Source organism: uncultured Amnibacterium sp. (assembly GCF_964244015.1).
GTDB lineage: Bacteria > Actinomycetota > Actinomycetes > Actinomycetales > Microbacteriaceae > Amnibacterium.
The window spans coordinates 21150-42292 of sequence record NZ_CAXTHO010000001.1; the positions used below are offsets into that span (position 1 = coordinate 21150).

Annotated in this window: 13 protein-coding genes and 1 pseudogene; 6 read left to right on the top strand and 8 right to left on the bottom strand. The window is 64.1% G+C overall.

Going from position 1 to position 21143, the window contains the following annotated elements; all coding sequences use genetic code 11:
* Entirely contained in the window at positions 1-960 is a 960-nt protein-coding gene (locus ACFE67_RS00125) for a hypothetical protein (protein WP_375404838.1), read from the bottom strand.
* Positions 960-1217, bottom strand: a complete 258-nt coding sequence (locus ACFE67_RS00130; RefSeq protein WP_375404839.1) for a hypothetical protein — start codon at positions 1215-1217, stop codon at positions 960-962. The genes ACFE67_RS00125 and ACFE67_RS00130 overlap by 1 nt, the downstream gene beginning before the upstream one ends.
* A gap of 405 nt (positions 1218-1622) precedes the next feature.
* Between ACFE67_RS00130 and ACFE67_RS00135 the strand changes: the two genes are divergently transcribed.
* On the top strand, positions 1623-2273 hold the full coding sequence (locus ACFE67_RS00135) for a hypothetical protein (RefSeq protein ID WP_375404840.1): 651 nt from the start codon (positions 1623-1625) through the stop codon (positions 2271-2273).
* Positions 2274-3093: 820 nt separating this feature from the next.
* Here ACFE67_RS00135 and ACFE67_RS00140 read toward each other — a convergent pair.
* Together ACFE67_RS00140 and ACFE67_RS00145 are read right to left on the bottom strand one after the other, a co-directional pair.
* The gene (locus ACFE67_RS00140; protein ID WP_375404841.1) at positions 3094-3414 is read right to left on the bottom strand and encodes a helix-turn-helix transcriptional regulator; all 321 of its coding nucleotides are present in this window, start codon (positions 3412-3414) and stop codon (positions 3094-3096) included.
* A 764-nt stretch (positions 3415-4178) separates the two neighbouring features.
* Positions 4179-5363, bottom strand: coding sequence for an HNH endonuclease family protein (locus ACFE67_RS00145; RefSeq protein WP_375404842.1), 1185 nt, complete (start codon positions 5361-5363; stop codon positions 4179-4181).
* A 540-nt stretch (positions 5364-5903) separates the two neighbouring features.
* Here ACFE67_RS00145 and ACFE67_RS00150 point away from each other — a divergent pair.
* On the top strand, positions 5904-6248 hold the full coding sequence (locus tag ACFE67_RS00150) for an Lsr2 family protein (protein WP_375404843.1): 345 nt from the start codon (positions 5904-5906) through the stop codon (positions 6246-6248).
* A gap of 555 nt (positions 6249-6803) precedes the next feature.
* Here the strand turns inward: ACFE67_RS00150 and ACFE67_RS00155 are convergent.
* Positions 6804-10517, bottom strand: coding sequence for a DUF4365 domain-containing protein (locus ACFE67_RS00155; protein ID WP_375404844.1), 3714 nt, complete (start codon positions 10515-10517; stop codon positions 6804-6806).
* Between the two features lie 374 nt (positions 10518-10891).
* Here ACFE67_RS00155 and ACFE67_RS00160 point away from each other — a divergent pair, with 374 nt between their 5' ends.
* On the top strand, positions 10892-11227 hold the full coding sequence (locus tag ACFE67_RS00160; RefSeq protein ID WP_375404845.1) for a hypothetical protein: 336 nt from the start codon (positions 10892-10894) through the stop codon (positions 11225-11227).
* Between the two features lie 44 nt (positions 11228-11271).
* Here ACFE67_RS00160 and ACFE67_RS00165 read toward each other — a convergent pair whose 3' ends face one another.
* Positions 11272-11616, bottom strand: a complete 345-nt coding sequence (locus tag ACFE67_RS00165; protein WP_375404846.1) for a hypothetical protein — start codon at positions 11614-11616, stop codon at positions 11272-11274.
* A gap of 253 nt (positions 11617-11869) precedes the next feature.
* Between ACFE67_RS00165 and ACFE67_RS00170 the strand changes: the two genes are divergently transcribed.
* From ACFE67_RS00170 to ACFE67_RS00180, 3 genes are all read left to right on the top strand, one after another.
* Positions 11870-13312, top strand: a complete 1443-nt coding sequence (locus ACFE67_RS00170; protein WP_375404847.1) for a hypothetical protein — start codon at positions 11870-11872, stop codon at positions 13310-13312.
* Entirely contained in the window at positions 13309-14256 is a 948-nt protein-coding gene (locus tag ACFE67_RS00175) for a hypothetical protein (protein WP_375404848.1), read from the top strand. Before ACFE67_RS00170 ends, ACFE67_RS00175 begins: the two co-directional genes overlap by 4 nt.
* Positions 14257-14579: 323 nt before the next feature.
* Positions 14580-19391: a DEAD/DEAH box helicase gene (locus tag ACFE67_RS00180; RefSeq protein WP_375404849.1), complete on the top strand. Its 4812-nt coding sequence runs from the start codon at positions 14580-14582 to the stop codon at positions 19389-19391.
* Positions 19392-19522: 131 nt separating this feature from the next.
* Here ACFE67_RS00180 and ACFE67_RS00185 read toward each other — a convergent pair whose 3' ends face one another.
* Positions 19523-19657 (bottom strand): hypothetical protein, encoded by a 135-nt coding sequence (locus ACFE67_RS00185; protein WP_375404850.1) that lies wholly within the window; start codon positions 19655-19657, stop codon positions 19523-19525.
* A gap of 207 nt (positions 19658-19864) precedes the next feature.
* A pseudogene (locus ACFE67_RS00190) lies at positions 19865-20517 on the bottom strand (IS30 family transposase); the annotation flags it as partial.
* Between the last annotated feature and the right edge of the window lie 626 nt (positions 20518-21143).

The window sequence follows — 21143 nt, forward strand, 5'->3', positions numbered from 1 at the left end:
CTAGGGAGCGTCACTGGGCTTAACCGTCGCCATCACGGTCGAGACTGGCTCTGTGATCAGCGCAACTGCCGGCCGTACGGCGAACTGTTGCTCAACGCACGTCGTCGACGGCATCGTCTGAACCATCTGTGTGTCACCCGAATCGGACACAACCAAGACAGGCACGGTGCCGTCTTGGGCGGCGCAGTTGTCGAGACGAAGTGCTGCCCAGTATTCGGTAGACACCTTACTTGTCGAAATCTCAGTGAGGTAGCCGTAGGTCGAGGAAGTGGTGGCAGTGCTTGTGCTCGCTGCAGGCTGCGATAGGGCGAGCAGAAATCCGAAAGATCCGATCGACCCTGCGAAGACGAGAAGCGGCACGAGCCAGCTGTGCCCCCAAGGTCGGAGATATCGGCCTTGAATTTGTGCCAGCGCGTCGTACTCGACTAGTTGCTGCGCGAAACTCCGGTCAGCGATCTGCGATTGTTTCGCCGTCGCGAGATCCTGCTTCAGGTCCGAGGCTCGTGGTTTCGGCGGGACGGACTTTTCTGCGTCCTCCAAACTTGCCTGCAGCGACGCGATGATCTCAGGCCAGCCTTTGAGCCGAGTAACGAATTCGGCAAGGGTTGTCACGCCCTCTGGGAGCATGCTCGTGGTCGGGCTGTTCGCTTTCGAAACCGTCTCCGTCGACAATGACGTAAGGCTCGTGGTCACAGGCAGAAGGACCCGCCCAATCACCAGGATGAGAAGCGTGAGGGAAACGAGCCCAATGGTGCCCAGTACGCCGGCGACCGTGAGTTGAAACCAGTCACTCGTCCACGACAGCGTAAGGCCCTTGATCGCGGGCGCTGCCCCGAAGAGGCCAACTCCCAAAGCTGCGAGCGTCGTGATGACCCATTTCGCGGCCGTTCGCGACTGCGCGTCTGCCTCGATCCAAGTCGATTCTGCCGGAGTGGGCTCGGTGCTTACCGGCGCAGCCATCAGAGTGTGCCGCGATGTCGATTGACCCGAATGATGTCGCCTGGTTGCAGCAGGCGGGCGACCTCTTCCATCGAGTCGCTCGTGGACGGAACCACCGGCACTGTCCCGTATGGAATCCAGGAGCCGTCGATCTTGATTTGGGCCATCCAGCTCACGCGCCGGTATGGGTACCACTTGCAGTCGTGGTACAGCTCCTTCGCCCCCGCGTCCTCGCGTATCGCGCCTTCCACCGGGGTCGCTTCATGTCCGTCAGCCATACCGTTCAGTGTGGCGCTACGAACGGGTCGTGAGGAAGGCGCTGCCGCCGCGTTGCGTACTCGGCCACGAGGTGCACCCCGGGCCTAGACCGGGGGCTGCGGCGCATAAGCGCCTCTACCTCGTGACGCGCAGCCTGGACTCAACGGGCAAGGGGCGGGCACGGTGGACTCAACGCGATCACGTTCGCGGAGCGGTATCCAACCGTACGTAAAACGAATGCGGAGAACAGGCCGGAGCAGGCAATCCATTGAGCCACGCCGCGGATGGGTCCCACCCGCGGAAGCCTGGGTTGTACGACCTCCGAACCATTGCCGACTGTCCGCGCGGACCGCCAATGTTCCGCTATGAATCGCTTTCATAGATTGAAATCCCGCCCAGTCGCCATCACAGTTGCCCTCGCCACAGTGCTGGTGCTCGCCCCGAACCTGAGTGCTAACGCGACGACACCGTCGTTGCGCGATAAGTTTCAGTCGTTCTGGACGGATCACGGCGTGAAGGCAAATACCCGCGCAAGTCTCCTCAAGGCCTATGACGCGGGACAAATGCCAGATGCAGTGACTGGTAAATCCTCGTCCACCGACGTGACCAAGCGTGTCGGAGATTACGTCGTCACCACGTCGACCTATGCCGATGGCTCGGTCTCCGTTTCGCAGGTCCAAGCCCCTCTGCCGACCTACGCCGGAACGAGTTCGAGGGTTAAGCCGATGGCCATTTCTGGCTGCTCGACAGGGGGCACATCGGGTCACATCACTTACTCAAATTGCTACGTCTCGGGTAATAATGCGGCCATCACAGTCGGCTTTCAAACGAGCTTCACGTATGTACAGGGCGGATACGACCTCATCGAGAATAAGGGAAAAAACTCGTACCAGCAGTGCGCGCCTGGTCAGTGCACGGACCCGATCTTCGATAGCTGGCGCCAATACGAGACGGCGTCCGCAAAAGCCTTTCTCAAGTACCGCTTCAACTACTCTGTTTTGGGATCCACTGGTACTGGTTTCCTCCAACTGACAGTTGGAGACACGTCCGCTTCAAGCAAGTTCACGGCGCCGTGAACTTTTCCACTGAACACTACTTAGAAAAGAGAAACTAATGTCTACTCGTTTTATGTCAAAGATGAAGAGGTCGATCGTCACTGCTTCGGTCCTGACTGCTGCGCTCGTTGCGGTGGCCCCGGGAGCAGCGCAAGCCGACGCTCCAACTGGCGAGGCGGCGCATGTGGCGAAGTTGAGCAAATTTTGGACCGCTCAGGGAGTGTCCCCAAGCATTCGGGGCGCACTCGTTGCTCGCGTCGAGAGCGGGAAGCGAGTTGAGTCGGAGACGCCCGGCGCGAAGCCAACCTCCGAGGTGACAACAAAGACGCCGACCCTCGTAACGACGAAGCTGACTTTCGCGGATGGTTCCGTCGCCGTAACTACGGAAGAGGTGCCCGCCAAGGTCGTCCAAGCGCCGACTTCAAACGCTATGCGCACGGGCGTAGTGACCCCTCAGTCGTCATCTAAGACTGGCTGTTCAGGCACCGGCTATCCGGACTATATCGTGTATAGCGGCTGCAAGGTTCAGGGGAGCAATGGCAACGTCACAATGTCGTTCCTTGTGGGCTACTATGTTCCGCGTGGGGGATATAGCTATCTATCGAGCAAGGGCAGCAGCCCCGCGGACAGTTGTACTTTTCCGTATGGGTGCGACACGCCAGTGAACTCCGATTACGTGAAGCAGGCGACCCCCTCGGGAAGCGCCGGCACAACATGGAAGATGCGTGTCACGACTGCAGTGTCGTCAGACACCGTTTTTCTATCGATGAGCCTCACTAGCGGCGGTACTACGAAGGTGACTTTTAGTCTCGACTGACAGAAGAACGCCCCGCGTCGAAGATTATTGAACTTCGACGCGGGGCGTTGTCAGCAGGAGAGCAAGTTGTGTGCGCGAAAGTTGACCTGTCTTCTGAAAGATGTTACTCAAGTGACGCTTTGTTGTGCCGAGAGCGATTTTCAGCTCGGCGCTTATCTGCTTATTTGTTAGTCCTTGCGCTAGGAGCTTCGCCACTTCGCGCTCGCGCTCTGTCAAGCGCGCCTCGTTGATAGTCCCTGAAGAGAGCTCGGTTGTCGACGGCGCATTGATATCGCTTCGAGCTTCTGGTCGAAGAGGTACCGCATTGGCCTGTTCGAAAATAAGAGCAAGCACCGAAGTCGGCATCTCGACTGTGCACGACGCGTTCGGAGTTGTACTGCCAAAGTCAAGACGGGCGGTTCTGCCCTCGTGTAGTTGCACTTCGAAGTTGAATCGGATTGCTTTGGTCTCGGGCTTGAAGCTGATAACATTCCCCCAATGTCATGCGGATCTAGCGGCACTCCGCAGATACAGACCATCCTTCAGCTCCGCGTGCGACGGAAGTCTGGACGGCCTCCCAGATGCGTCTTGCACTGGTGATCGCGTCACCCCTAGTGTCGTACGCGATGTCGCTGCTCAACGCAAGGGGACCGGTTCAGTGATCAACGGAGAGACGCGCGAGGCAACCCTTGCACAAGGCAAGCCTGTCACCGTGGACGGTCGGACTCGGTCGAATTTTGCAGATCGGCCACTCGGCGCAGCAGTCACCGTTATTTTGGTTACGTTCGCATCTTTCGTGCTACCTGTCGTGGCCTGGGTGATTGGCGTGGTCTGTCTGGTTCGTTCGACTCGGTGGACCAGGGTGGACAAGGTTGTGGGAATACTGGGTTGGCCGCTGGCCTGGGTAGGGATCCTTGCTCTCCGAGGTTTCTCTGGCGCGCAATTGTCCCCGCGAACAGCTCGTTGTACGGATCTGGGGTTCTGCGTTCCTAATCCGCCTGTGCCCGCTCCGGGGTCGGTGTTTACGATTATACTCTTCCTCGCGGCGATTCAGTGCGTCGTCTTCGCCTATCTCACGATTCGCTACAAGCGGGGTCGGTAGCGGTCCTAACATTGCCACGCAGTAATAGTTATTTTATTGCGGGTGGCTGCGCTCGCTGCTCCGTGTAACTGCGTCCATGTTTAAGCGAAGACCACACCGGTGACGCGGTCGCATTTGCAAATGATCCTGATCCTGATCCTGATCCGGAGCCACCGGCGGGGAGCTTCGGCTTCGGCTTCGGCTTCGGCACGAGGGCCTTGACGTTCGGTGTGCCCGGGGTCTTCACCCAGTCGTTGGATGCGCAGTAGGTCGCGATGTCGGTGGTGAGCGCTGACTTCTCGGCCGTGTTGACCGCGAGCTTCCAGCGGTACTTCACCGCGATCCAGTTGCGGACGTAGGTGCAGCGATACGAGGTGAGGGTCGGGAGGTAGGCGTTCGGCTCTCGATCGCCCTTGGACCGGTTGGCGTGCGTTGTCACGGCGGTGAGGGACGCGCCGTACCCAAGGTCGTTCGCATTCGCCTCGCGCTCCTTGGCGCTCCAGCCGTAGGCGCCGGACGTCCATGCTTCCTCGACCGGCACGAGGTGGTCGATGTCGAGCTTGCTCGCCACGGTGGTCGCCGTGCCGTCGTAGGGCGAGGTCCATGTGCCCTTCTTCACGGTGTGCCGGGTGTTCTCCGTGACCTTCGTCTTCGACTCGCTCTTCAGCACCTCCGCGCGGGTGTTCTCGTGGTCCCCGTTGGCGTCGATCCAGAGCTCGAACTTCGTCCGCTTGTAGCTCGAGCTGTGCGACTCGGCCTTGACCTTCAGCTTGCCGAGAAGCGCGAGGGCAGACGACTTGCCCGTCGGGGGAGTGAGGACCTGCGTCACGGTCTTCGTGAAGTCGGTGCTCGTCATACAGGGGAGTGCGGTGAAGGTGCTGTCGAGCGCGCAGGACGTCACCGCGATCGAGACCGCCGCTGGGCCAGCGCTCTTGGCGCGCGGCACCCGGACGACGTAGTCGCTATCGGAGTCGTACGCGCCCGCGTTGACCGTGTCGACGACAACGCCGTCGACGAGCGTCTCGAACTTCCCGCTCGCGGGGTACGTGTCCTCATCGGCGCTGCCGATGGCGTCCCAGTCGTACTGAGCCGTCAGGGTGTTGTCCCGCCAGGACGCGGACGCGTTCTCGATCTCCGAGGTTGCGCCGGAGTCGGCGTGTGCGGCGAGTCCAGGCGCGAGCACCAGGAGCCCGGCGAGGGCGGCGGTCGTCAGGACAGCGAGGGGACGCTTCATCACGGCTCCTTGGTGTAGGCGATGAGCTGCACGCTAGGGCGCAGCAATGGTCTGCGTGACTACCTCACGGCGCGCCGCGGCCGCCTGCCCTTGGTTCCAGGAACGGCACCAGCGGCGTGTCCCTGATCGCCGCGTCGGACGGCGTCTGGGGCTCCGCCTGTGGATAAGTCGCACGGCGATCTCCACGTCGAGAGCAGGATGGTTCCATGGACAACCTCGCCCGGTATCGCTGCCCGCGCTGTCTCGGAAGGCTCGACGCTCTGGACGTAGGCAATGCGCAGGCGGCCCTTGGATGCAGAGAGTGCGAGTTCGTGGAGGAGTCAGTCGCGGTACCCGAAATGGTGCAGCACCCCCACGACGGACTCTTGTCCTTTCCCGGGTTCTGAGCGAACACAGCGAGCCGATTGCCCTCGTTGGGTCGCCGATAGCTGAGAAAGCGATAAGAGCAAGCGGCCACAGGATTGCTTATTTGCAATTGATGCGAGAACTTGCAACACTATTCCCATTGTCTTTGTTGACCTACCCAGCCGAAGGAAACCCATGGCCCAGAAGTACATTGTCCAGCTCGTTGATGACCTCACGAACGAGCCCATCGAGGACGGCGCGGGGGAGAGCGTGCAGTTCGCTCTCGACGGCGTCAGCTTCGCGATCGACCTCAACACCGAGCACGCGGAAGAGTTCCGCGGCGCTCTGAGCAAGTACGTCTCGGCCGCCCGCAAGGCGGACGCTGCGTCCTCTAAGAGCCGGCCGACGGCGCGCACCGCTTCGGCTGCCAAGAGCGATCTCAAGAACGTCCGCGAGTGGGCTTCTAAGAACGGCTTCGAGGTATCGAGCCGCGGCCGCATTCCCGGCAATGTCCAGCAGGCGTACGCCGCCGCGCACTGACCTTGGACCTACCAGTGGCCCGCGGCTCATCGGTCGCGGGCCACTGGTCGTTTAACTGGGCGGCAGAACCGCTGAGTCGCTCGCGCAAGGCGACCGCCGATCAGACACTTTGCCTAGCTCGAGCCCCGCAAAGACCCCACAATTTGCTGCGACACGCCGCGAACTCTTGCGATGCCGATAAACCGAGAAATCAGGGTTCTTCCTGGTCCGCAGCCTCTTCTGCGATCTCCCGACTATCGGTAAAACCTACGGAGCGCTGACGATCGCTCTGTCCACGTCGTCTTGCGCCAAGAACCCTTCCTTCATAAGCACGTCCGTGCCCATCTGCTTCGCCCGCTGAACTGAACCTGTCATCGGCGGCGAGATGCAGAGCTCGATGGTTGAGCGCCTATCGCTCGAACCCCCACGGGTGAAGGAGACCGAGAGCGATGGGCCGAGATCAACTGGCGGGGCGCTGCTTCCGCCCACATGTTTCTGTCGCAGGGGCCGTCGAGATCGACCTCCACCGTAAGCCTCAATGAAGGCGCGGCCCTCGCGGTCGGATGAAGGCGGGTCTTAGGTGTTTGCCGACTCAAGGCGCGCGGTTGCCGCGATGATCAGGTCATCAAGGTCCGTCTCGGCTCCTGTGGTGTGGGCCATGACCCGTACCGCCCACTCGAGATGCTCGACCGGGTCCTCGACGTCGCGCAGCTCGGCGCATCTACGCGCCACGCGGAACCCGATCTCGATGTCAATTGCGGTCAACAGCGGTGCACGGCCTCGTGCTGCCATGAGGGCGAGCACCCGTGCAGCAATGGCGGGCGCGGCGTGAAAACGTCTGGCTGCGCCCATCATCGCCATCTCCTGGAAGGTGTCTACAGACCCGCCTAATTGGATGACGCGCTCCATGATCGAGAACCAGTCCCCTAGAGCGTGATTGCCGGCCCACCATGCGGGACGAGCGAGCGCTGAAGAGACCAACGAAGGTTCCCCGCGATTCAGCACGATGTCTTCGATCATCACGTCGATGGTCACTGGCTGCTCGGCCACGCCGCTCCGAGCGAGCTTGACCACAGCGTCTTCCTGCTCTCGAGCGATCCGAGCCACTTCGTCCGCGGTCACGTCTGGCGACTTGAGCGGTTGAAGCCGAGCAGCTTCCTGCAGATTCACCGTGCCGAAGGTTGCGACGCCGAATGCGGAGGCGAGCCTACGCTGAGCGGCGTCATCACTCCAGAGGGGGAGTCCGAGCTGGTGTGCGAGGTCAATTGGGTCCAACCAGGGCGCTGCGTCATCGTTGAGATCCAGATTGACGATCCGGTCCGCGACATCAACCGGAGCTACCTCGACTGATTCCGCGATCCGAAGCATCCGGTTCGCCCGCTCGAGTACGGCGATCTGCTGAGCCGGATCGGAGGGTCGCAGAATTGGGCGTTCGCCCATTGCATCCCAACTGAGACGCCCAACTGAAGCGGTATCGGCTCGAGCAGCGACTGCCGACACAGCAAGGTCCCGCTTCGCAGAAACCGGCTGGGCAACGCGGGCGAATTCGTTGAGCGCATCGGTCGCCGCATCGAGATCGGGAAGGAGGTCGAGCACGGAGGAGTCGATTACGACGCCGCCGCCACGAGCAGTGGCCGCCGCCTCCACCTCGCTCGCGTGTACTTCCCCATCGGCGGCGGAGCCGAATCGAACACCCAGGATCCGTCGTGCCAGCGTCAACCCGTACGGCTCGCGCAGCGTGGTGGCAAGCATGCCCAACGGCAGAACACCGCCGGCTACTTGGTCTCCGAGTCGACGAACGGCGTCCGCATGATCGCTCGTGCTCGCGGTGCGTAGGCGCTCTGCAAGAGGGCTGGCCTGAAGGTCAACTGTCGTCAGCAGTTCGATGCCACTGCCAGACCTGCTCGCAGCCCTTGCCAAGATCGCGAACGCGTCCGCGTGCACCTGCCCCGGGACTTGGACGCGAAGGTCGGGCGTATCTACTTCGTCGTCATCGTCCTCCGTGTCGATGCTGACTTCGTCTGTAGCCGGGTCCTCGCCCCGGGTCTGGCCAATGAGGGTCTGCGCAATGTGCTGCGCGAGCTCGGGTTCCTCGCCCTCGAGTCGCTTCGCGAGCTCGATTGCCGAAATGGCGGTCTCGGCACTCCAGCCAGTGAGCACGTGGACGTTAACCCAGACCGTGGCCTCGCCCACCGAGACAGGGACCTTCGGGAAACGGTCGATCACTGTGCGCGCACGTGGCCAGTCCTCGAGCTTGCCGGCGCAGACGAGCGCGTTCCACAGCGCGGAGTCGGGCCACGACTCCTCCGGGTACTCGAGCACGGCTTCGAACTGGCGCAGGGCTCCTCGGTAGTCATTGCCAGCTGCGAGCACCTCGCCAAGCTGCACTCTGTACTGCAGGAGTTGCAGGCCGCTCAGCAGACCGGAGGCAAGTCCCTCCTCAAGCAGACGTCGAACGTTCGACATGTCAGCGGCGGCGAATGCGAACCGCACTTCTAGGTCGAGGAAGCTGACGTCGTGTAGCCGCTCGAACGAGCGCCGTGCCAGTGCCGCGGCGCCAGCACGGTCGCCGTTTTCAGCCATTGCGTCGATGAGGATGTGAGCTGCAAGCGGGTCTCGCGCTGAAAGACGGCGGAGCTCCTGGTCGATCACAGCTGGTTCCCGCGCATGTCGAGCCACCACACCGATCAGCGCTTTGTAGTCGGCCGGGACTGACGCGTTCCGAAGTCGGTCGAACTCGGCGGACGCGTCATCACCGAGGAGCGCGAGTTCGAAGACGCGTTGCACGAATAAGCCCGCGAATGCCGCCGCGTCTGGCCGCTCGATGGCGCGGCGCAGCACCGCGCGGCGCTCTTCGTCTCCCGCCGCTTCGGACGCGAACTCATCGAGCGCGTCCTGTCTTGCTGCTGCAGGCTGAATTCGGCCAAGGATGGCGCGGACTGCCTGCTCACTTCGGTCAAGTCGTTTCGCGGTGAAAGCTGCGAGGTGCGCGATGAACGGGTCTGCGACCTCAGCGGCGGTCGCCTCTCCTTCCGGGGCAGGAAGGCATGCTCTGAGCGCTTCGTCGAGCCGCGTCTGCATACCCAGCACCCGAACCAGGATCTCGAGCGGGTCGCGGGTTGAGCCACCCCACTTGCGTCGTTGATGAATTGCCTCGCGCGCGTAGTGCTCGGCGGCGCTGAGGTCGGTTACGGAGCCGGCTGGTGTTCGACTTCGGTTGGCGAGGGCGACCGCGAGTTCAATCATGTGCCCGGACGACGCGGGTTCGATCTCGAGCGCAGACTGCAGCGGCGGAATGGCAGCCGCCCAATCATGCTTACGAAGCGCTCGGGTAGCGCGCAGTGCGTGGACGAGGACATCTGCCTTGTCCGACCCGAGCTGATCGAGTACCGGATCGTCCTCGTCCGATCCGCTGCCTCCGCCCGTCCAGCCCACGACGGTCGCCGCGATTGCGACCGCAGCTTCTTTGGAATCACGCGCTCGAGCATCCGCGAGCAGTTTGGCCGCGCGATCTCGGTCCGGGTCCGCCATCGCTGCAACCGCGAGGTGTCGAGCTGCACGAGACTCATCAACGTTTGCCGCGATCTCCAGCGCGCGAGCCTGGGCGGCGTGAAGTCCGTGTTCAGCACAGAAGTTCGCGACGGCAAGTGGCCCGTGCCGTCCCGCAGCCGCGAGCCACTCTGAGCTGGCCAACACTTGGTCGACCGCCGCCGACGGGTTAGGTCCTGTTAACCGTTGGGCCAGATGCCCCGCGCGGATTGAGTCAAGCTCCTGGAGCGCTTCGAGATGGGTTGCGCAGGAGGGCGGAAGACGATCGAGTGCCGCGTTGAACAGCACCGCGTGTTCGCGCACGCGGCGCTCCAGCATCGCGCCCCAGTCGGGAAGTGCCTGGTCAACCGGCTGGGCTCTCGGTACGAGTACCCGCCACCGCTTCGTGGTGCGGTCAACAGTCCGAAGTGAGATCTCCTGCCAGTACGCCTTCTCAGTCTCGATGTCGACGAGCACGACGATCACTGGCAGCGCGTGCTGCAACCAGTAGGAGGCGTGCGGCTCGTCGAACGAGAACCACCAGCCGCCTGGACCGCGCGGGCGGAAGAAGCTCGGACCACCTTTGACCTGGACGGCGATCAGCTCTCCTGTGGGACGACTGCCCTCAGTGCGCTCGACGTGGACATCGATGCCCCAGTCGTGCACGAATTGTTCGCGAGGCAGCCACCCGAGGCGTGCGACCATCACTGAGAAGAGGGATACCCCGAGTTGACCGGTCTGACCTGTTGGCGCCACCGGCACCCCTCTCGCCTTAACGCATCCATAGCGTAAGTACGACGAGGTTGCATCCCGACCCTCGGGGCTGACCGCGGTCGCCTTGGAGGCGATACTCGAAGTCGCTCAGTCAGTTGAACGGCGCACTGCCCCAACATCTCCACTGCAGTCCGCGCAAGCGTGGGTCACGAGCCGATGTCGCGTGGCACACTCAGTCAGCATTGGGAGCGGTGGGCGCTGTGTACCGCTCGCCGTCTTCGAGCCGCTCCGAATCTTCGATGTTGGAGACCAGCGGTCTGATACTTTCCCGATCGAGACCTCGCTGGATAGGGAGCTTTATGGCATCGCTCGACTGAGCGCGGACACCTATCATCGGGCGCCTCACTCGAGTACTCGCAGTCGTGATGCTCGGCCTTTTCACGGCGGGCGGAGCATTGGCCGTCATTCCGGCTGTTGCACGACTCGGGCTAGACCTCGTCTGGATAGGGGTCGTGCTAGCAATTGTTACAGCCGTGTCGGTTCTGGCGGATTTAGGGCGCCGATTTCTTGGAGCCAGACAAAATCGCGCAGATCGGCTTGAACTCCTTCTGATGCGGGTGAATAGAGACTATCTGGTCCGGCGCGGCGCCGAAGTGGATTTGGATCGCGTCGCAGAATTAGGTAACGCCGTAATCGGTACGGCGCATGCTACGGAGGCCGAGTTGCTCGCGCGTATCCACCGCGATCTTCAATTGTGACCTGTCTCAATCCAAACGCGCCTTGAGCGCAACCGGACGCTACGTCACACGTCGTCCTGCCGTGACGGGGGCGGCGCCAAGTTGGGAGCGAGCGGCCATCCGTGTATCGCGCCTTTCGTGACGACAATCTTGTAGGTCGTCCCCGACTGCGACACGCCGATTATCGCGTTACCGCTCTGCGTTCTATTTGGGTCGTTGTAGGCGCTCACAAGCTCGGCCTGCGCCTCAATGCGACTTAGAGCCGGGTTCGTGAAAGTGTGAGTGCCGCGTTTGGAGTAATCCTTGCCGTCCTTCGTGATGTGGAGTTCGGCGCGGACCGTCCCCGTCCTGACGTCGACGGCCACCTCTCTCGCGTCGTACTTGTGCGCCTCAGGGTTTCGCACGTGCATGATCAATTTATCGAGCGGGACGTGGTGAAGACCGACAAGCTTGCCCCCCTTCTCATCCAGCCTGCCCTCGAATTGAATAGGGTCGACCGTCGGGGGAGCGTCTTGAACCGGCTTAGTCGGGGCGCGTGTAGGGCCCACGGGCGCTTGCGGCGACGTGAGCTGCGCTGGAGGCTTAATACAGGCCATGGGGGGACCTCGTCTGCGGCATGGAAACTCATATACTACCGCTTCCGAAGTGCAAAGCGGAGGTGTCATGAAGGAACACTGGCTGCTGCTTGCTGCTTCCGCGCCACCCGAATTGTGGGAGATCTGGGACCGCGCCGATGTACTGCCCGACCGCCTCTATCGTCCGTCGGAAGACGACGGTCCAACGACGCTCGCGGCGGCAGCGTCGGCGCTCGCGCAGTCGGCCATGGAGGCACCAGACGGCCTCATCCCGCTGACCTATGTAGATGATCGCTCGCTCGCGTGCCTCGCGGTCACGGACGACGTCGACTTCGGCTGGAAGGCTGGTTGGGTCCTGCGCTGGCACCTCGACGAGATACCTGCACTCCGTCAGGGCCGCCCCCTCGATCGCAGTCTCGGTGAGTTCATGCAGTCCCTCTCCGAAGAAACGGGACCGGGCTGGCAGGTCGGACTCGACGGGATGAGGGAGGTCTCTGCGAGGTACCAGTCGGAGTTTGTCGTGCCCGGCATCACGCCGAAGTCGTACGACCTGCGGCCGTTCCAGCTTGCGTCGCAGAACGTCGTCATCGGCCTCGCGGCAGTCCGGTACGACGCTCGCTTCGACGGCTCTTCGGTCGTGCACTGGCTCACAAGCGATGTGCCGCACGTCGCAACATTCGAGGGGGTCCGGGCGCTTGCGGCGCTCATCCTCTGCGATGCATTCCAGTCGGGTGGCACCATGGAGATCGACTTTTCGGAGCATCCTGAGCGGGGCGTGCCCGCGTCCCTGCGGCGCTACGGGCGCACCGTTGGCATCGAGCTTGGAGCAGAGATGCCCGGCGGAGTCAGCATCTCGCCATCTGAGTCGCGCCAGCTCTTCTGGAAGGTCACGCCGATGCCGGACTCGCTGCGGTACCGCGCGCAGTTCCTGATCGACGGTGGACTGCTAACGGTTGAGCGCCTCTGCTACTCCGTGCTCGCCCCGGTATGGACACCGGAGGCGCTGGACTTCCTCGTGGCGGTCGCGGCGCCGAATCGTCTCGGGTCCATCCTGAGCGGTGAGACCGATCCTCGGCGGAGGGGTTCGGGATTCGAGTACGCCCTAATGCGGGCGGCACTCGTGTTCGAGACCTTCCTAAGGCGCCTGGATGCCCGGGACGGTGCCGCTGGTGACGACGGTGAAAGCGAGCGAGTGTTCGAGGACACCCGACACGGTGTCAGCTGGACCGTCCTCGACGAGTCAGGTGCGGTACTCATCGAGGGGTATCCCGCGGGAGCGCTCCCGTGGAGTTCGGGTTCGGAGAGTGACGGCCGGATCGTGGTCCTACCTCGTGCTCACGTCGCGCCACCCGACGTCGACCTCCTCGCGGAACTCGAGCGAGTCCACGATGCGCCGGCTCGCGTCATCGTCCCGCAGGATGCGGTGGTCGGGCCCCACCCCGAGGCAGTACTACGCGCGCCCGCCCGACAGTCCGAATTCGACGCCCGCATCGAGCGCAACATCGTCGCGGCGAGGCTCGGCCGCGCGTGAGCCGGGAGATGGCGGTCGGTTTCGTCCGGCTGGAACCTGACGATTGGGAGCGCGCGCGAAACCTTCTCACACACCGAGAGGGCGCCGAACGTGCCATGGAGAATGCGCAGGTCGGCGACCGGACCGCCCTCGTGAAATACCGTCAGATCACGGGCGAGCTGGAACGCATCGCCTACGCCGCCTGGTCTGCGGGCGCGCCGATCGACGGCACGCCCTCCGAGTTCTCGATCCAGCTCGAGTGGCCGTTCGCGCAGGGCCGGACCCCTGCGCCAGCCTTCGACGGCGCAGCCAGCCCGCCGCGAGAGGCGTGGCGCGCGGCCGACCCGCGAGCAAGCCGCACCGCGGCGACCTATGAACGCTTCCTCACACAGCTGGAGCGGTGGAGCTGCCACGTAGAGGGACCGGAGCCTCCACCGCTTCGCCCGAGCGGCATTCAAAACCGCGCCCTCACGGAGGCATTCCGGCAGTTCGCGGCAGGCGAGCCGGGCCGACGGCCACAAACAGTTCCGGTGACGTACATCGACGGATCGAGCGCGCGCCGATTCCCCCTCCACTCGGTTGAGCTTTTCTCGACGGTGCCCGACGAGGGCCGTGTGCTCCGGTTCACCCTGCTGTCCGTGCGGCACTTCTCGATGGACGCGACGATCGACGGTGCCTGGCTGCGTAACCGCGAGATCAGCCTGCCGAGGCCGCGAGCGGACACCGACGAAATCGTCTACGTCGCAACCCGCGATCAGCTAGAGCGACTCGGGGACGAGCCGCTGATCCTCCACTTATTCCAGACCGGGCTGGAGGCGGCGGTCACCGGCTTCTACCGCGCGCTGGTCGATCATTTAATGGACAACAGGGTATCGGTGTGCGTTGTCCCGCACTACTTCGCCGGCGTTGTGCGCGGCAAGGACCGGTTCCACGAGGGGACACCGTGGGCGAACTTCAAGTCGTGAGTGAGTCGGAGCTCTCCACCTGGAGTGCCCTTTGCAAGGACTGTCGAAATATACGGATCGCGCAGGGCAAGCTGCCTAAGCGAGCCGGAGACGCCCAGCGGCAGGAGCAGTTCGAATACTCCGAGGAGCACGCCAGGCGACTCCGCGAACGCGGCCAGTCCCGGTCCGATCGTTGCCCGGAGTGTCGACGTCGGCACCGCAGGGAGATAAGGGCGTTTCCAGTCGCCTACATAGATGTGGCCGCGATCGGGGAGGCTGCGGACTCAGCCGATCCAAGCGTGGGGCCGACAGGTCCGTTGGGGGGACTCGGCCCTCTGCCGCGCGTGCATCGGAAACGTACCGAGCGTGTCAACCTCGCACAATTCGAGCTCGGGCTCACCGACGCGGACGTCCTCCGCCTGATCGAGCTCATGGCTGAGAACCAAGTCGTCGTGCTCGAGGCTGGAACAGGGACGGGGAAATCGACGCTTGCGCCCTTTCGTCTCATGAACCCGCCCGATGGCGCGGCGTACCGCCCCCTCGACACCGGACCGATCGTTGTCACTGAGCCGCGCGTGCGAGCCACGAAGGACATCGCGGCTTTCGTGGGCGAGACGATGTGCTTCGGCCACGATCCCAAGCAGTGCCGTCAGCACATCGGTCCAGGGCATCCGGTTGGGTACCAGTGCGAGGGACAGAAGGTGTGGGACGACGCCTGCAACCTGATCTATGCCACGGACGGCACGGTGATCAACTGGCTCGTTAACGGCGACCTCGCGCGATTTTCAGTGGTTGTTGTCGACGAGGCGCACGAACGTAGCGGCAACATTGACGGCATCCTCACAATCCTGGCGGCGCAGCTGCCGCGGTACCCGCACCTCCGGGTCATCATCGCGTCCGCGACGATCGAGCGCGGGTACTTCATGTCGTTCTTCTCGAAGGTCCCGACGGTGCGCGTGGCCGCGTTCAGCGCGGAGGCGCCGAAGACCGTCGGCTACGGCGTGCCGCTCTTCGCAGACGTCGAGTTCGACGAGACCGTGCTCGCCGGGGGTATGCATGTTACGGACGACTCGAGCGGATTCGTCCTTCCCGGGTGGCCGGACGCGCCGAACCTCGAGGAAGGCGGTCGCAGCCTCCGTGAACGGACGCGCGACGCGATCGCCAGCCTGCGGCGCACCGCACCCGAGTGGCCTAAGCGCATCGAGCCGGTGGCGGTGGACCTAGCCCTCGACTTGCTGCGAACGACGAACGAGGGCGGGATCCTTATCTTTCTTCCAACGTTCAACTCCGTGCAGGCGGCGCGTGCCGACCTGATCGCACGCCTCGAGAACGAGAAGTTCGGCGAGAACGTTGACGTCTACTGGTTGATGCGCGCGACCCCGCCCGTCGAGCAGGAACTCGCGGTGGGTTCCGTGCCCCCAGGTCGTCGCAAAGTAGTCATCGCTAGCAATATCGCCGAGACGTCGCTCACCATTTCAGATCTTCGCTACGTAATCGACGGCGGACTCGTTCAACAGTCGAGGTGGGATCCCGATCACGTCACCTCCTACGGGGCATGCGTGCCGCACAGCCAGTCCGGCGTCAGGCAGCGCTGGGGCCGCGTGGGGCGCAAGACGCATGGTTGGGTGTTTCCGCTCTACACCCTCGCTCAGTTCCGGGCGATGCCGAGAGACACCCCGGCTGGGTCGACGCAGGTGAACCTCGAGAGCATGATGCTCAAGCTCTTCGCTGCCGGTGAGGACCCACGGAACCTCGACTTCCCAGTGGATTTCGCGTCCGAGGACATCTCGCGCGACGCGCAGGGTCAGGAGGTCGCGGCGGGATTCACGCGTGAGCGTGCACGCGCGCTCGCGGCATTGCAGGCGGCGGGAGCCCTCACCGCCGGGGGTGAGAGCCTGAGCGCGCGTGGCGCGGAGCTGGCGAGGTCCCGGCTCCCCGCCGACCAAGCGACGGCGCTCATGTTCGCCGACCGGTTGGCATGCGTGCCCGAGGTAGCGACAGCGCTCGTCGTCCTGACTTCTCCTTTAGCGGGCCCTGGCGGGATCCTCGCGACTGAGAAGTCGTGGCCGGACGAATGGGCGGTGCACGCCCGCCGCTGCCACGAGGCGTTCGCCGAGGGGTGTGACGACGACCTAGAGCTCATGGTGCGGATTTTCGCGGAATGGAGGGCACAGTCCGATCCCGAGCGCTGGGCACGTCAGTGGTGGATCGATCTTCCGGCGCTAGAGAGGGCTCGACAGAAGGCGCTGAAGCTCATCGAGTCGCTCGCGCCTGGGATGGCTCACGAGGCGGACCGCGCCCTCGATCTGAGACTGCTCGAACGCGCGCGCGCGGCAGTGTCCCGCGCGCTCCCAGGTCTGCGTTACTCACGTCGCTCGCTCGAGGACGGCAAGGTCGTCTGGGAACCCACGACCGGAGCCATCGCGCCGCTGGCCGTGTCACCGCTTCACCTCGTGCAGCCCACGGGCGACGTGATCGCGCTCGGGCGACTTCGGCCGACGACGCGCGGTTGGGTCTCCGCCGTGGGTCAGGCGTTCGGGATCGTCGCCGTGCGCGCGTGGGCAGCGGAGGGCGAACTCGACGAGCTCGACCTCATCCTCCGCGCTCGCGTCGAGGCCGTCGAGACTCCGATCGACCCGTTCCGGACGGCGCGCGAACGATTCCCGGTGGGAGCGCTCCTCGACTTCGATAACTGGTCCCTGGGGCCGCGCTTGACTGTGACGAAACTCTCCGATGGCCTTCAGCTACCTGGTCGCAGGGAGGTCGCCGAGCAGGAGCCTGGCGCGCCCGGTGACCCGCTGGTCTACTCGACCTCGACCTCGACCTCGACCTCGACCTCGACCTCGACCTCGACCTCGACCTCAGTCGGAACGACGACTCCGGCCGGGTCGGCGGATTTTGAGGGAGCGTCCGATTCCGGGGACGGGACGGATGGCGCAGACGAGGTCGAGTGGGACCTCGCCGGCGATGTCGTGCTGGGGGTCGCAGAGATCCCGGAAGAAGAGTTGCACCTCACTCCGGTGCCGATCCGCGAGCTTGAGAACCCGGAGATTGAGGCCTTCGACAACGTCGAACTGGAATCCCGGCCGCAAGACGATCCGATGGTCGAGCTCTCGTTCATACTCGAAGGGGGTCGAATCGCTGACGGTATCGCGGCTCGCGCCCTTGTGACCGGATACCAGTCCACCGCAGACGGGGTCGCCGTCCGCGTGATAGCGCGCCCGGCGATGGTGGACGACCTCGAACCGGGCGCCAGGGTCCGAGTCGCCGTGACTTCCGAGGTGCGGACGCACCTCGGACGCGGAGTCGTCCTGCGACGCATCGACGGCGCAGGAGGAATCGTTGGCGACGAAGTCATCTCGTTCGAACCTATGGCCGACGCGGCCCTCCGCGCGGACGCCGACAGCCTGCCAATCGGGGCGGAGCTCGATCTTGTCGCAGTGCCGGTACAGGGGCAGGGGCAGGCCGTCGTGCCGACCCTGGCGGGCTTTGTCGCCGAGCAGATGACGGGTCAGCGCGGTGTCCCGGCGACCCTCACTAGTCGGGTGTTCCGCAACTACCAGGGCACGGAGTCGGTGCTCGCCCACCTCGACCTTCCGTCCAGCCCCGTGCGCCCCGGCATCCTCGTGCCGCGCACGCTGATTGACGAGGCAGGGATCGCGATGGAAGAGGGCGCGCGTGTGCAGCTCTCCGTCGGATTTAACCTCGGGGCGCGGAGGACGGGCGCATGGCGCGAGGGGAAGATCGAGCGGCTCGTGACCCGCTATCCGCACCTGTTCTCGTCGCAAGGTGGACGCAGGCTGCGGTTCGAGCCTCGCGTCGCGCTCACGGGTGCCGAGCGTGACGATCTTTTGGCCTCCGTCCGTGGCGACCCGGATAGCGAAGCGAACATCTGGCGCCTCTGGTCGACCACCCGCTGGCTGCGACCGCTGGGCGTCCAGGGGATCGTCGACGCCGAGCTGCCGGCTTCTGCACGGCGTAGCATCACTGACGAGAAGTTGTCGCGTTTCCGCAAGCAGTTTGGTGTGGGGATCGTGCGGCGGCCCGGGGGCAGGCTTCAGATGGCGGGCTCCGGCGAGGCCGTCGAGCGAGCGATGGCGGCGATCAACGACGAGTTGTCCTTCACGCGGCGAGGTTTCGAACTCCCCGCTCCCGGTGGCCGGTGGCCCGCTGCTCAGGAGGTCGTCGCCGCCCTCGTTGCTGCCGATGCGTCGCTCCAGCCGGGCCAGGTCGCATCCTGGGTTCGGGGCCGCAACGTGTGGGTGCCGGGTTGGTATGCCGACGCTTCTGTCATCGAGTCTGCCCTGAGGGCCCAGAACGACGGGCTTTACGACGTGCTGACCTTCGCGGAACCGCGGGGCTTCTACGCGTTCAAGAAGAAGGAGCGCTGGGAGCAGGTCAGCGCCGGCCTCGCGGTGACCCGCCAGGTTCTCGCGGATGGATCGACCTGGCTGATCCGTGCAGACGACGGTTCGGTGCTGAACGAGGTGGTCGCCCGGTTCCGGCGTGCGGCGTCTTCCGTGCAATTCTCCGTCGGTCGCGGTGAGCGCGTCGAGGTCACCGCGATCGAGCAGACGACCTCGCACGAGCTCCAGGTCGGATACGCCACCCCGCACGGGTCAAACCGCACCGCGACACCGTTTTTCGTAGTCGTCGACGGCGGGCGGCGATTATTGGTAGAGGAGGCGGCGCGCGGCGACTTCGTCGCACGCGACCCCCTGGACGGCTCGACGTGGCGGTGCCTCGGCAGCGACGGCAACGTTCTCGAATTCGGGGCCTTTCACTTAACGCGCCCGGTCGGCGGCGAGCCGTCGGCAGTCACCGTCACCTGGTCGGGCGAGCCGCGGAGGGCCGTCGCCGTCCCTCTCGGCGCCGGGCAGGTTACGCGGATAGTGAAGGTGGTCTCCTCAGGGAGTTCCTTCGTGCTTACCTTCGACGCCGGGGCTGCGAGAGAGTGCGCAGCCCTCGATGCTGCTCGTGACAATCGAGAGAGCTGGTCCGCTGACATCGACCTTCAGAACGATCGCCTCCGCGTCGCCGCGGGCGCCCATCGCGCAGAGCTCAGACCGGTCGCTGAGCGGGAACACGAGTACCGGGGAACCGAGCGGCACATCGACGCGCACGGCGGCGGAGACATCTGGATGTGGCTTCCCTAGACGTGCGTCCCTGGCTCTCCACATCGACGATCCGCCGCTTGCCCCTTGCCCCTTGCCCCGACGATCCGATGGGAAGCTCGACCCGATGATCGCCATCAGTTTCGCATCCGACTTGTGAACCGTCCCTGTTTTCAGGCCGCTTCGTTGCTGGGGGCTTCGTCGTTTGACGGGCCGGTTTCTTGGGCGTAATAGTCAGCCTCGTATTCGGCGGGCGGGATGTTCCCCAGGGTCGAATGCAGGCGGGACGTGTTGTACCAATCGACCACGCGAAGGTGACCGCCTCGACGTCCGGCAGGCCCTTCAGTGGCCCGGGTCGGAACGGTGAGCCCTTGCGGATCGCGTCGGTATTGAACAGCCCCATGACGGTCTCCGCGGCCGCTTTGTCCTACGCGTCACCGACGGACCCGATCGATGCCACCAGGCCCGCCAGCGCGACGGTCTCGGTGAAGCGGATCGATGTGTACTGGGCGAAATCAACCGGTCGTCGCAACACCGGGCTCTTGTGGCGAGGCTAGATGGTCGGCGAGGGCTTCGGCGGGTGTCTTCCATCCGAGCGTCCTGCGTGGTCGGTTGTTTAGGGTCGCGGCGATCGCAGCGAGGTCACCGGCTGACCATCTGGAGAGGCCGGTGCCCTTCGGGAAGTGCTGCCGCAGGAGCCCGTTCGTGTTCTCGTTCGTGCGGCGCTGCCAGGGCGAGTGCGGGTCTGCGAAGAACACCTTCGTGCCCGTCGCGAGGGTGAACGCGGCGTGCCCGGGGAGTTCCTCGCCCCGGTCCCAGGTCAGAGTCTTGCGCAGTTGCAGCGGCAGCTGGCCGAGCGAGGCGATCAGCGCCCTTGTCATTGCTTCGACCCCGTAACCAGCCAACGGCGGCCCGCCCTTCACTGGCGCAGTCTCGAGCCAGCCGTCGAGCCGAGGTAGGTGGACGAGCGATCGTGGATCGCGTGTTCCGGTACGAGGGTCCCAATCGCGGACCGTTCGGTGCCGACGATCAGGTCGCCTTCCCAATGGCCGGGCAGGGCTCCGTCGTCGGCCTCAGCGGGACGCTCGCTGATAACGACCGCGGCGGTGACGTGACCTTGTGGCTGGTTCCGGGATCGGGTGCGTGGGATCCGCAGCGCTCGACCCGTCGAGCCGATCGAGCACCATCCTGACCGCGCGCTCCCGAACCTCGCTCGGGTACTGCTTCGGCATGCTGCATCCTTCCAAGGAAAACAGCGGCCTGAAAACAGGGACCGTTCATGCTGCCAGGAGCTGCCGACGATGCAGGGCACTCATGTGGGAGCTCAAGCGGCTGCGCAAGTCGTCCTGCCGCTCGAGGCCAGGGCTGCCCGACCAAGGCACTGACTCAGCGTCGCTCAGGATTGGTCCCAGCCGGCTTGGCTACGAGACACTCAGTGTTCACTGATGGGTGACCGCCTTCCGGACGTTCTAGCGCCTGGTCCCAGTCGTCATTGAGTCTGGAAGCTCCCTGAGCCGCGCGCACCGCTTACATCCAAAGTGCTAGTGCGCCGGGCCAGTGGAGCAAATCGACTGGCGGAATGACGTCTTTTCAGGCTCCACTCAGGCTGCATGCAAAGCCGGTCCTGGCGCAGGGGTTAAATTTCGTCGTACTCCTCGCCCGAGAGGCCTTGCGCACCGCACTGATGCGCATCCCCTCGATCCAGAGATTCGAATTGTCGACGTATACGAACAGTGTCATGGTGCCTCGCTTCATCGCGACCCGGTCGTTTGGAGAATAACGCTGCTACGTGAT